Genomic DNA, 10,762 nt, shown 5'->3' on the forward strand with positions numbered 1-10,762 from the left:
TGTTGGTCGCGGCCGTGACAAACGGCTGGGATCAACGCGTTTTCAGCGCCAGATGTCCGGCGTCTCGCCGGGCGAGTGGCCCGCGATTTCCTCGAGGATCAGGTGCGAGCGGGTGGAGATCACGCCGGGCATGCTGTGGATGTCCCGCAGGATGGCCTGGCTGAGCTGCTCGTGGTCCGGGGCGCTGACGGTGAGGATGATGTCGATGTCGCCGCTGACAGCCTGGGCCTTCTCGACGAAGGGCAGTTCGGCCAGCTTCGAAGCGATAACGGCCCACGAGACGTCCCCGATCTTCACGACGACGAGGGCGGAGACGTGCAGCCCGAGGGACTTGCGGTCGATCTGCGCCCCGAACCCGGTTATGACGCCCCGACGCACGAGGTTCTGCACGCGCGTGTGCGCCGAAGTGCGCGAGATGTGAACCAGTTCGGCGATGGCACGCATCGAGAGGCGGGCGTCGCGGGCGAGGGCGGCAACGATCTTTCGATCGATGCTGTCGAGCGCGGCGGGCTGGTCGGATGCCGAGTGCTGCATGGTCAGAACCTCAGGATGATCAGGGGTCTTCAGACTATCGCCCGTGGCCGGTGACTTCGTCGGTTTCGGCCGCCAGCGCGGCGACGAGCTCCGCCGCGGGGCCGCCCCGGCGAAGCGGCGCCGCCTGCCCCGCCCACAGCGAGACGAGATCGGTGTTGCCCTGGGCGACGGCGGCCTGCTTGAGGCGCCCGGTGAGCCAGTTCTGGGCCGGGAAGGGCGCCGTCCGGGCGGCAATCGTGAGCTCCCGCAGCATCCGGTTGGGGATGCCGCGGGCGAGGCGGCCGCTGAAGACTCGCGTCAGGGTCGTGTGCGCGGCGTCCTCGTGCCACAGGAGCGCCTTGTGCTCGGTGCTCGCGGTGGACTCGTCGGTGCCGAGGAACGCGGTCCCCAGCTGAGCGGCAGCGGCGCCCAGGGCGAGCGCGGCGGCGATCCCTCGGCCGTCGGCGATGCCCCCGGCGGCAATCACCGGCACGCTCACGGCGTCGACGACCTGGGGAACGAGCGCGAACAGCCCGGTCAGGGAGTCCTCGGCCGGGCGGAGGAACGACACCCGGTGCCCGCCGGCCTCGAATCCGGTCGCCACGATCGCATCCACGCCGGCTCGGTCGAGGGCTACCGCCTCGTCCACCGTCGTGGCCGTGGCGACCGTGCGGATGCGCGCCGCGCGGCACCGCTCGAGCACGCTCGCCGGGGGAACCCCGAAGACGAAACTCGCCACGGCCGGTCGGGCGGCCAGGAGCGCATCGAACTGCTCGTCGAAGCCGGGCAGGAAACGCTCCGGCAGGCTCGGCAGTGCCAGCCCGAGTTCGGCGAAATACGGGGCCAGCGGCTCGAGCCACGAGGCGAACTCGGCCTCGGTGGGTCGCAGGTCGCTGCTTTCCTCGAACTCGAGCCAGAGATTCAGGGCGAAGGGCCGGTCCGTGAGGGTGCGCAGCTGCCCGGCGATGTCCCGGATGCGCTCCGGGTCGCAGCCGTAGAGCCCGACCGAGCCCAGCCCGCCGGCGTTGCTGACGGCCGCGGCGAGCGGCACGGAGGCAAGCCCGCCGAAGGCGCCCTGCACGATCGGAAGGTCGATGCCGAGCAGGTCGGTGACCGGCGTTCTGCGCCAGGGGCGGGGTGTGGCGCTATCCGTCATGCTGTCGAGCCTACGGGGTCGCTACTCCGACGTGCCCGGCTTCACCGACGCGCGCAGGGCGCGCAGGAAGTGCTCCTTGGGCCAGTGCCGCAGCCGGCGGGGGAGTGCCGGGTAGACCACCGCGATGAGGCGCACGGTGCGATCGAACCGGCGCTGCGAGGCGGCCGACCACGGGAGGTTGTAGAGCCGGCGCACCTCCGGGGGCAGGAGCCCGACGGTGAGCAGACGGCCGAGCGGCATCGCCAGGCGCAGCCAGACCGGCCCGGTTCGCGGATGAAGCAGCTGCACGGCCACGGCCCGGGTCGTGGCATCCGTTCTCAGTTCGGTGAGCCGCCGCCGCCAGTAGGCCCGGAAAGCCGCGCGGTCCGGCGGCCACAGGTCCGGCGGCACCTGCAGGGCCGTGCCCAGGCTCGCATACTCCCGGTAGACGGTGTCGGCCACCTCGTCCTCCATCGGGCCGTACACGAGCTCGTGCATGGTCACCGCGGAGTCATACAGGGTCGCGGCGACCCAGAGCTGGAGCTCGGGGGTGAAGGCGCTGTAGGCGGGCGTGCCGTCGGCGCCGTCGCCTCGCACCGGCCCGTGGGCGCGGTTCACCTGGCGGGTGGCCTGCGCGGCCTCCTCCTCCGTGCCGAAGGTGACGGCGTAGACGTAGGTCAGGGTTCCGCGCAGCCGGTCGAGCGGCCTGGCGGCGAAGTCGCTGTGCCCGGCGACGCCGTGCCCGATGGCCGGATCGGCTATCTGCAGCAGGATTGAACGGCCGCCCGCTGCGATCAGCACGGCTTCGCTGCCCATGTCCTGGATCCCCACACGTCACCTCCCGTTCGAACCCCGAGTGTATTGCGGAGCCCGGATCGCGCGCTCAGTTGCGGACAAAGTACCTTCCCCGGCGCCACGAAGGTACTTTTTCCGCAGTTCAACCCGGAGGGAGGTGGGAGGGGAGCCGCGGCGGGGTTAGCCTTGGCTGATGACCGGGGGCAGGCGAGTGCGGGGTGCGACCCGGCGCCTCCGCGCACTGGGAGCGTTCGCCGTCGCCGTGCTGCTGGCCCCCCTGGCGCTCGCCGGTTGCACGACCCCTGCCGCTCCGGGCCAGCCGGGCGGTCTCACCGCTCCGCGGAAGACATCCGCTGAACGCGTGGCGGCGTATGCCACGACCGGCTCGCGTCGATGACCCTGACCGAGAAGGTCGCCAGCCTGCTGATGCTGCACCGACCGGGAACGGATGCCGCGGAGCTGCGTTCCTTCGCCGATTCCCACGGCCTGGGCGGGCTGATCCTGATGGGCGACAACGTTCCGACCAAGACGGCCGACCTGGCCGCGCTGACGGCCGGGGTCAGCTCCGACCCCGGGCGGCCGCTCCTGCTCGGCATCGACCAGGAGGGCGGAACGGTGTCCCGCCTGCCCGGCGATCGGGCATCCGGCGCCGACCTGCTGAAGTCGCTGCCGGCGCGGGCGACGACCGAGGCGTCCACCAGCCGGTCGACCCTGCTCGCCGGCGCCGGGATCAACCTCAATTTCGGCATCGTCGCGGACGTCACCCCCGATCCGCACTCCTTCATCTACGACCGGGTACTCGGAACGGATACCGCGCAGGGAAAACAGCGGGTCGCCGCTGCCGTCTCCGGTGAGCACGGCCGGGTGCTGAGCACGCTCAAGCATTTTCCCGGGCATGGCGCCACCAACGGCGACTCGCACCGGGGCGTCCCCTCCACGGCACTCGGCCGCTCCGACTGGCTGGCCGAGGTAGCGCCGCCGTTCCGCGCCGGGATAGCCGCGGGGGCGGAGGTGGTCATGTTCGGCCACCTGGCGTACACCGCCGTCGACCCCCGCCCGGCCAGCCTGTCTCCGAAGTGGCATGCGATCCTGCGCACCGAGCTGGGGTTCGACGGCGTGGCCATCACCGACGACATGCTCATGCTCCAGCAGAGCGGCCTGCCCCAGTACGCCGACCCGGTCGAGAACGCGATCTCGGCCCTCGCCGCCGGTAACACGATGCTGCTCTATGTGCTGCCCGCCGATCCGGCTGCCGCCGGGGTCGACATCCCGCTGATGATCAAGGGAATCGCTGCGGCCGTCGACTCGGGCAGGATCCCCCTCGCCACGATTGACGACGACGTCCGCAGGCTGCTGGTGCTCCGCCGGACGCTGTCCGGCAGCACCGGGCCGTTCGTTCCGGTCGGCTGAAGATTCTTTTTTCGTTCTCGGAATAACTGGAGAACATATGCGCTTGCATATACCTGAGGGCGCTACCTGTGTCGCCCCACGGACCTGAGGAGCACGCATGAGCGGCATCACCACCACGAACATCCCCGGCTACAAGGCCGGCACCTGGACGATCGACCCGACCCACAGCGAGGTCGGCTTCAGCATTCGCCACATCATGATCAGCAAGGTCAAGGGCACCTTCGACAGCTTCGAAGCGACTTTCGTCACCGGCGAGAACCCGCTCGACTCGACCGTTTCTGCCTCGGCCACGGTTGCCTCGATCAACACCAACGAGGCCAACCGCGACGGTCACCTCCGCACCGGCGACTTCTTCGATGCCGAGACCTACCCGACCATCAACTTCGTGTCGACCGGCGTGCGCGAGGAAAAGGGCGACTTCCTCGTCGACGGCGACCTCACCATCAAGGGTGTGACCAAGCCGGTCACGTTCGACTTCGAATTCGGCGGCTTCGCCGTTGACCCCTACGGCAACTACAAGGCCGGCGCTACGGCCAAGGCCCAGGTCGAGCGCGAAGACTTCGGTCTCACCTACAACGCGGCCCTCGAGACCGGCGGCTTCCTGCTCGGCGACAAGGTGACCATCACCCTCGAGCTCCAGGCCGTGCTCAAGCAGGACTAGGTCTTCGACCATCGACGGGGTCTCGCCACACGGCGGGGCCCCGTCGGGCCGTTAACCGAGCTATTCCCCGACGATTTCCTCGCGCACCCGGCGAAGGTCCTCCATCAGGGATCCGATCAGGATCCAGTGCTCCGGGTGCGGGGTGCGGATGATCAGCGGTGCGGTCAGGGCGGCGGGCTCGCCCGGCGACGGCATGCGTTCGCCCGCCGCGGCATCCGCTCCGGGCGCGCGCAGTCGGAGATCGTGCGCGGCCCGGCCGAGTTCCTGGGAGAAGGCCTGCACGGTCGGCTCAAGGTGCAGCGCATCGTCGTAGTGGTCACGGAACGCGCGGGTCATGCCGATGCTGCGGGTGACGAGCGCTTTCAGCCGCTTGTGCTCCTCGATGTCGGCGTCCAGCACCCGACGGTGTTTGGCCTGCCGGGGGTTGAAGGCGAGGCTCTCCTCCGCGTCTTTGATCGCGCGTTCCGCCGCCTCCTGCATGGGACGGAGCAGGCGGGCGGTGAGCATCAGCTCCTCGAGCGCGAACGGCCGCTGGGGCGAGCGAAGTGCCGCCGCGAGCCGGTCGAGCGTGTCGGCCACCTCCCCGGCAAGCCGCCGGACGGCCCCGTGCGACGGCCCCAGCAGCACGGGCGGCACGATGAGCACATTGACGATGAGGGCGATGCCGGCGCCGATGACGGTCTCGATGATCCGGTCGAGGGCATACGCGGGGGTGGACGTGCCGATCGAGAGCACGAGCATGGCGCTGATCGGAACCTGGTTGGCCGACCCGGGCGGCAGCTTCAGTGCCCAGGCGAGCAGGATGCAGATGACGATCGTCAGCAGCACGATCCAGCTCGACTGGCCGAACAGCAGGCCGACGCCGTAGGCGATGATCACACCGCCGATGACACCAAGGCTGCGCTCGACCGCCTTGCCGACGGACTGGTTGATGCTCGGCTGCACGACGAGCAGCGCGGCGATGGCGGCGAAGATGGGCAGCTCGCCGGGAAGCAGGAGTTGCGCGATCAGCCAGGCCAGGACGGTCGCCACCGCGGTCTTCACAGCCTGGAGCAGGGGAACCCGGCTGGAGGTTCGCAGGCTCGCCGTTAGTCGCACCTTCCTAGGCTAGTGGCGGCTCAGGCTCCGCCGGCGCGGCGGCCGGCGCGGCGGTGGGCGCGGCGGTGGGGTTGCCGCCCACTGAGAGGCCCAGGAAGTGCGCGTACTGGGCGACGGCCCGCTCGAGTTCCCGCGCCTGGCCGGCCGAGAGGGGGTCGAACGGTCTCGGTTCGAGGCTCACGGACCGCGCCGTCTTTGTTTGCCGCCAGGTGCCGATCACCCGCCCGGATGCCAGGATGAGCGGAAGGAACATGCCGTTGCCCCCCGGCACGACTCGGCCGAGGCTGCCGTCGTCGATCGCGAAGCTGCGGTCCTGGTAGCCAATCAGATACTCGTCGAAGGCGGGCAGCGCAAGCAGGGGGCTGCGCTGAGTCGGATGCCCCTTGGCCGCGTCGGCGTCGCCGGTGTCCGCCGCGGCCGCCAGGTAGTAGGTGACGCCGTCGACGACCAGCTCGGCCAGCCGGTCCGCGGCGACCGCGAGTCCCGCCCGAGCGTCGGCGACGGTGAGCTGCGACCACCAGGCGAAGTCCCGGAGCGTCGCCGGCCCGTGCCCGTCGAAATAGCGCAGGACGAATTCCCCAAGCGCCTCGTCCCGGTCGAGTCGCCGGGGGGAGCGCACCCACTCGTCCAGCAGCACCAGCACCTGCTGCCTGCCGCGCTGCGGGCCCCAGCACAGCGTCCCGGTGAGGGCCAGATGCCCGATCAGGTGGTAGCCACGCTGGCCGCTGGTGCCGATCCCGTTTTCTTCGAGGACGGCCAGGAACTCCGCGCGGCTGAGCTCGCGGCCGCCGGACAGCGCATGCACCGCGACGGCCCTGGCCCGTTCGATGACGTCGCGGTCGATATCGAGCTGGGCGTGCCGCGTGCGGGAACGCGAGACAATCCTCGGGCCCGTGAGCTGCTGCATCCAGCCCAGGTCGGCGGCGGGAACGAAGTGAAGCGTGCCTCGCATCGGCCAGGACCGCACGATCCGGCCGGAGTTGATGGCGGCGTCGACGTCGGCGAGCGTCGTGCCGGGCGCACGCACGCCGAGGGCCCACTTGGCGGCGGCGTAGTCCTGAGCCTGGAGGGCGAGCAGGCGGTCCGTGACCTCCGTCACGCCGCGCAGCCGGCCGTCGAAAAGTCCCTGGCGGACGAGCCGAATCCGGATCACGTCCCGGCGTGAGGCCAGCGTCGACATGCTCACAGTATGGCCGGTCAGGTCAGGGATGTCGCGGGGTCCAGGGCGCGGGGTCCAGGGCGCGGGGCTAGGGAACAGGGCTAATCGAAGATGCGCACGAGCCGCCAGCCCAGGTCGCCGTCGCCCGGCTGCACGTCGAACACGTGCGTCTCGCCGTTGTCGGCCGTCGCCTGGAATCGCCAGCCGGCAATGGTCAGCGGCGGATGGCCCACGCCGAAGGTGTGCGGCTCGAAGGGTCGCCACCACTCGCAGGTCCCCACCAGTGCCGTCGGGGTGTCGGTCACCCGGAACCGCCGGGAGCGCCAGACCAGGCGCTCCGGCGTGCCGGCTTCTCCGGTCCAGATCATGACCGGTTCATCCACAGGGGGCATTGTGCACCGCCTCGATTCGTCGTCATTCGAACATACGTTCGATGAATCGACTATAACCCACACCTTACCACCGCGAAAGCGCAGTTGTGCGCGTTATTCGTGCCGAATAACACGCACAACTGCGCTTTCGCGGAGGGGGTGGGTGTGGAAAGGAGGGGGTGGGTGTGAATCGGAGGAGGGGAGTCAGGCGAGGTCGTCGTCGGTGCGGGCGCCGAAGACGATTTCGTCCCAGCTCGGCATCGAGGCTCGGCCGCGCTTGCCCTGGTTGCCGGTTGTGCGAGCCTGCGCCTTGGCGGCCTGGTTCGCCCAGGCGTTCCGCGGCGGCTCTTCGACCGTAGGGGCCTCTTCAAGTTCCGGGAACGACTCCGCGGGGACATCGACGAGGCGCACGCCGGCGCTGGGCGCCAGGCGGCTCGTTCCGGGCGCCTCGGTCTCGAAGACGGCGGCTTCACGCTCGCCTCGGCGGCGACGCAGGGATTCGAGCAGGTCGGCCGTGTCGCCGAGGATCTTGGCGGGCTCGTCGGCACGCTTGATGGCCGCCTTGGAGACGGCATCCGTTGTGCCTGCCGTGCGTGAATAGGGAACGGGGTCGAGGATCGGGGCCGTGTCGTTCAGGATCTCGTCGGCCAGGGATTCCTTGAAGGCAAAGGCGCCGCTGTCGAAACGGGACACGTCGGCGAGGCTCGTTTCGGCGCCGACGGCGCGCAGCCGGGGGATGAGCGCGCCCTTGAGTTCACCCTGCTGGGAAAGCGCGATGGCCTCTCCGCCCAACGGGGAGAGCGAGTTCTTCTTCGGTTCGAAGCTCCAGCGGGCGTCGTGGTCGATGTCGCCGGCGGTGAAGGAGAGTTTGACGATCCAGCCGCCGCCTGGCTCTTTCCAGCTGGCCCAGCGTTCGTCGGACGCCCCCAGTGAGGCGAGGCGTTCCCGGATGACGCTGCCGAAGTTCGCATCGTCGTCGAGCGGATCCGGGTCGATAGCCGTGTGCACGGGCACGCTCAGTGCCGACGACACGATGTATTCGCGCTCGGCCACGACCGGGCCCTCGAAACGGCGCACGTAATCCAGGGAGGCCCCCGTCACCGCGGCGACGTCTTCGGCAGACATCCCGGAGCGGATATGGGCCTGGATCTCCCGGGGGGAAAGCTTGGGACCCGACGTCGTTTCGGTCTGGGTTTGGCGAAGCCGGGACTGGAGAACTTCATCGATGGGGATCCTAAAACGATCACCCTCCTCTGACGCTGCGAGCAGCGCGCCGTTCTCGACTCCGATAACCTTCAATTCCTGCATGGCGAAAGCCCTCTCGCGATCACTGGTAGGTCTCAGAGTGCCATGCGATGGCCCCAATTCGAGGGAATACGCCGGGCGTGCCGGAAGTTGATCTCTGTGCCGGCCGAGATGTGAGGCGAACGGTTTGCTATTCGTCTCGGTTTGTTGCAAACTATGGCCGCCGATTCGTTCTCTCGGCGTAACTGAAATGGATGGGCATGGCAACCGATTACGACGCACCGCGGAAGACCGAAGACGACTCTGAGTCGATCGAGGCCCTGAAGGAGCGCGTGCCCGACAAGATGTCCGGAGTCGTTGATGTTGACGACGCGGACAACCCCGGTGGGTTCGACCTTCCGGGCGCCGATCTGTCCGACCTCGACCTCGATGTTGTCGTCCTGCCCCCGCAGGCCGACGAATTCACTTGTGTGGAGTGTTTCCTGGTGAAGCACCGCTCGCAGCTGTCGCACGAGACCAAGCTCGGCCCGGTCTGTAACGAGCACGACGCCTAAAAACGCACTCGGCTGAGCTGTCTACCAGCTCACGAAGCCGACGTACCTGACGCTGGTCGTCGCGATTCATTGATCGCGGCGGCCAGTTTTTTCGGGTGCCGGCTCGAGATCAGCCAGTACGGCGCGGGGTCCGAGACGTCCTCGATCGGCACGCGCACCACCGGGTCGACCCAGCCGCGGATGAGCAACCACGCCCGCATGTCAACCTTCGGTCCGCGCTCCTGCCGCGCATCCTCACCCTGGAATGCGATCGCCTCGCCGAGCACGGCCGTGCTGATCCGTGCCTTGCCGGCCTCCAGCACGCCGCCCCGCACGCGCACGACCGGCGACGCGACGATGAGCAGCACGACACAAGCGGCGTACAGCCCAGCGGCGGTGATGACGCCGACCGGCAGGGAAATGGGTGTGAAGACGAGGATGCTCGCCGGGATCACCAGCGCCGTGGCCAGGAAGAGCCAGGGTGCGGCCCAGAGTTTTTCGCGATATTCAGGCATGGCTCTATTCGACCAGACTTCTGCACTACCCTCGACACGTGACAGAAAGCGTTGAAGTGCTGATAACCGCGTCCGTCCTCCCGAATTACGCGCATCCGGGCGATGCCGGGGCCGATCTGCACTCCTCGGAGGCCGTCGAACTCGCCCCCGGAGCCCGCGCTCTCGTCGGCACCGGGGTGTCCATCGCCCTGCCCGACGGCTTCGCCGCGTTCGTCGTTCCCCGCAGCGGCCTGGCCGCGAAGCACGGCATCACGATCGTGAATTCGCCGGGGACCGTGGATGCCGGCTACCGCGGTGAGATCAAGGTGACGCTGCTCAACACCGACCTGACGGAGCCCTACCGGGTCGCCGTCGGCGATCGCATCGCCCAATTGATCGTCATGCCCGTCGCCCGGGCCAACTTCGTTCCCGTCGAACGGCTGCCCGGCAGCCAGCGAGGAGAAGGAGGGTTCGGCTCGACCGGGCTCACCGCACAGCTCACTGGCGCAGCCAGCAAAGGAGACACCCCGTGACCGATATCGCGAACCAGAACCAATTTCCCGAACCCATGCCCAAGTCCGCTCCGGAGGACCGCGCCACCGAGGGGCCGCTCGACGAGACCGAGGCCAACCAGGTTCGCCCCTACGTCGACCTCGGCGGGGTGAAGGTCCTCCCACGTGAGGGACTCCACCTCCGCCTCGAGATCGAGGAGGGCAGCAAGCGCGTCGTGGCGATCGGCCTCGACTACGCCGGGTCCACCCTCCAGGTGCAGCCGTTCGCGGCGCCGCGCTCCAGCGGGCTGTGGCACGAGATCCGCGACCAGATCGCCGACCAGATCGGCAAGCAGGGCGGAACGACCAGCGAGCGCGAGGGCCCCTTCGGCCCCGAGCTCGTCGCCGAGATCCCCGTGGCCGCCGGCCAGGGACCGGGCGGAACCACTCGCCTGGCCCGCTTCATCGGTGTCGACGGCCCGCGCTGGTTCCTCCGCGGCGTGATCGCCGGTGAAGGCGCCGTCAACTCGGACGCCGCAGCCGCGATCGAAGACCTCTTCCGCAGCATCGTCGTCGTTCGCGGCGACACTCCGATGCCGCCGCGCGACCTCATCCCGCTGCGTATGCCGGCGACGCCGGCCGGCGCCCCAGGCCCGAGCGACGCCTAGGCCGCCAGGGAGAACGCCCGCATGACGGACTCACCCGCCGCACCGGACGCACCGGAAGAGAACGAGAACGGCGCCCGGCCCCGGTCGGGACAACCGAACACGCCGCCGGCCCCGGCGCCCGGCGCCCCCGGCGCTGCCTTCGCCGACGGGATGGCCGCGGCGGCCCGGCGCGCCGGCTTCGCCTCGGCG

At 69.4% G+C, this 10,762-nt stretch carries 14 protein-coding genes; 6 read left to right on the forward strand and 8 right to left on the reverse strand.

Features of this window, described 5'->3' with window-relative positions; translation table 11 throughout:
- Nucleotides 1-42: 42 nt before the first annotated feature.
- The 3 genes from E3T33_RS09005 to E3T33_RS09015 are packed head-to-tail and all read right to left on the reverse strand — an operon-like array spanning nt 43 to nt 2,464.
- Complete coding sequence (locus E3T33_RS09005; protein WP_134575171.1) at nt 43-534, reverse strand: Lrp/AsnC family transcriptional regulator; 492 nt, start codon at nt 532-534, stop codon at nt 43-45.
- Between the two features lie 34 nt (nt 535-568).
- On the reverse strand, nt 569-1,669 hold the full coding sequence (locus E3T33_RS09010; RefSeq protein ID WP_134575172.1) for a nitronate monooxygenase: 1,101 nt from the start codon (nt 1,667-1,669) through the stop codon (nt 569-571).
- A 21-nt stretch (nt 1,670-1,690) separates the two neighbouring features.
- Nucleotides 1,691-2,464 carry an oxygenase MpaB family protein gene (locus tag E3T33_RS09015; RefSeq protein WP_134575173.1) on the reverse strand — a complete coding sequence of 258 codons (774 nt, stop codon included), beginning with the start codon at nt 2,462-2,464 and terminating at the stop codon, nt 1,691-1,693.
- Between the two features lie 172 nt (nt 2,465-2,636).
- Here E3T33_RS09015 and E3T33_RS09020 point away from each other — a divergent pair, with 172 nt between their 5' ends.
- The 3 genes from E3T33_RS09020 (at nt 2,637) to E3T33_RS09030 (ending at nt 4,514) form a co-directional block, all read left to right on the forward strand.
- Nucleotides 2,637-2,840, forward strand: coding sequence for a hypothetical protein (locus tag E3T33_RS09020; RefSeq protein ID WP_134575174.1), 204 nt, complete (start codon nt 2,637-2,639; stop codon nt 2,838-2,840).
- The gene (locus E3T33_RS09025) at nt 2,837-3,853 is read left to right on the forward strand and encodes a glycoside hydrolase family 3 N-terminal domain-containing protein (RefSeq protein WP_134575175.1); all 1,017 of its coding nucleotides are present in this window, start codon (nt 2,837-2,839) and stop codon (nt 3,851-3,853) included. The genes E3T33_RS09020 and E3T33_RS09025 overlap by 4 nt, the downstream gene beginning before the upstream one ends.
- A gap of 97 nt (nt 3,854-3,950) precedes the next feature.
- Nucleotides 3,951-4,514, forward strand: a complete 564-nt coding sequence (locus tag E3T33_RS09030; RefSeq protein WP_134474336.1) for a YceI family protein — start codon at nt 3,951-3,953, stop codon at nt 4,512-4,514.
- A 60-nt stretch (nt 4,515-4,574) separates the two neighbouring features.
- Here the strand turns inward: E3T33_RS09030 and E3T33_RS09035 are convergent, their stop codons facing one another.
- From E3T33_RS09035 to sepH, 4 genes are all read right to left on the reverse strand, one after another.
- Complete coding sequence (locus tag E3T33_RS09035; protein WP_134575176.1) at nt 4,575-5,612, reverse strand: aromatic acid exporter family protein; 1,038 nt, start codon at nt 5,610-5,612, stop codon at nt 4,575-4,577.
- A gap of 4 nt (nt 5,613-5,616) precedes the next feature.
- Entirely contained in the window at nt 5,617-6,792 is a 1,176-nt protein-coding gene (locus tag E3T33_RS09040; protein WP_134575177.1) for a winged helix DNA-binding domain-containing protein, read from the reverse strand.
- 80 nt (nt 6,793-6,872) lie between these two features.
- A complete protein-coding gene (locus E3T33_RS09045) occupies nt 6,873-7,163 on the reverse strand; it encodes a hypothetical protein (protein WP_092324697.1) in 291 nt (96 codons plus the stop codon).
- A 183-nt stretch (nt 7,164-7,346) separates the two neighbouring features.
- Nucleotides 7,347-8,450: a septation protein SepH gene (sepH, locus tag E3T33_RS09050; protein ID WP_092324698.1), complete on the reverse strand. Its 1,104-nt coding sequence runs from the start codon at nt 8,448-8,450 to the stop codon at nt 7,347-7,349.
- 197 nt (nt 8,451-8,647) lie between these two features.
- On the opposite strand from sepH, the gene E3T33_RS09055 reads away from it, so the two are divergent.
- Entirely contained in the window at nt 8,648-8,941 is a 294-nt protein-coding gene (locus E3T33_RS09055) for a DUF4193 domain-containing protein (RefSeq protein WP_092324700.1), read from the forward strand.
- 29 nt (nt 8,942-8,970) lie between these two features.
- Here the strand turns inward: E3T33_RS09055 and E3T33_RS09060 are convergent, their stop codons facing one another.
- Nucleotides 8,971-9,435: a DUF3093 domain-containing protein gene (locus E3T33_RS09060; RefSeq protein ID WP_134575178.1), complete on the reverse strand. Its 465-nt coding sequence runs from the start codon at nt 9,433-9,435 to the stop codon at nt 8,971-8,973.
- A 38-nt stretch (nt 9,436-9,473) separates the two neighbouring features.
- Here E3T33_RS09060 and dut point away from each other — a divergent pair, with 38 nt between their 5' ends.
- On the forward strand, nt 9,474-9,947 hold the full coding sequence (dut, locus tag E3T33_RS09065; RefSeq protein WP_092324703.1) for a dUTP diphosphatase: 474 nt from the start codon (nt 9,474-9,476) through the stop codon (nt 9,945-9,947).
- Nucleotides 9,948-9,982: 35 nt separating this feature from the next.
- A complete protein-coding gene (locus tag E3T33_RS09070; RefSeq protein ID WP_092324732.1) occupies nt 9,983-10,573 on the forward strand; it encodes a DUF3710 domain-containing protein in 591 nt (196 codons plus the stop codon).
- Nucleotides 10,574-10,762 lie beyond the last annotated feature (189 nt).

It is taken from the genome of Cryobacterium sp. TMT1-2-1 (assembly GCF_004403955.1).
In the GTDB taxonomy this organism is placed as follows: domain Bacteria; phylum Actinomycetota; class Actinomycetes; order Actinomycetales; family Microbacteriaceae; genus Cryobacterium; species Cryobacterium psychrotolerans.

What these genes read in the sequence shown, in the direction of transcription:
- E3T33_RS09020 (WP_134575174.1), top strand. Translation starts at nt 2,637, where the DNA reads ATGACCGGGGGCAGGCGAGTGCGGGGTGCGACCCGGCGCCTCCGCGCA.
- E3T33_RS09010 (WP_134575172.1), bottom strand. Translation starts at nt 1,669, where the DNA reads ATGACGGATAGCGCCACACCCCGCCCCTGGCGCAGAACGCCGGTCACC.
- E3T33_RS09040 (WP_134575177.1), bottom strand. Translation starts at nt 6,792, where the DNA reads ATGTCGACGCTGGCCTCACGCCGGGACGTGATCCGGATTCGGCTCGTC.
- E3T33_RS09005 (WP_134575171.1), bottom strand. Translation starts at nt 534, where the DNA reads ATGCAGCACTCGGCATCCGACCAGCCCGCCGCGCTCGACAGCATCGAT.
- E3T33_RS09030 (WP_134474336.1), top strand. Translation starts at nt 3,951, where the DNA reads ATGAGCGGCATCACCACCACGAACATCCCCGGCTACAAGGCCGGCACC.
- E3T33_RS09070 (WP_092324732.1), top strand. Translation starts at nt 9,983, where the DNA reads ATGCCCAAGTCCGCTCCGGAGGACCGCGCCACCGAGGGGCCGCTCGAC.
- E3T33_RS09060 (WP_134575178.1), bottom strand. Translation starts at nt 9,435, where the DNA reads ATGCCTGAATATCGCGAAAAACTCTGGGCCGCACCCTGGCTCTTCCTG.
- sepH (WP_092324698.1), bottom strand. Translation starts at nt 8,450, where the DNA reads ATGCAGGAATTGAAGGTTATCGGAGTCGAGAACGGCGCGCTGCTCGCA.
- E3T33_RS09015 (WP_134575173.1), bottom strand. Translation starts at nt 2,464, where the DNA reads ATGGGCAGCGAAGCCGTGCTGATCGCAGCGGGCGGCCGTTCAATCCTG.
- E3T33_RS09045 (WP_092324697.1), bottom strand. Translation starts at nt 7,163, where the DNA reads ATGCCCCCTGTGGATGAACCGGTCATGATCTGGACCGGAGAAGCCGGC.
- E3T33_RS09025 (WP_134575175.1), top strand. Translation starts at nt 2,837, where the DNA reads ATGACCCTGACCGAGAAGGTCGCCAGCCTGCTGATGCTGCACCGACCG.
- E3T33_RS09055 (WP_092324700.1), top strand. Translation starts at nt 8,648, where the DNA reads ATGGCAACCGATTACGACGCACCGCGGAAGACCGAAGACGACTCTGAG.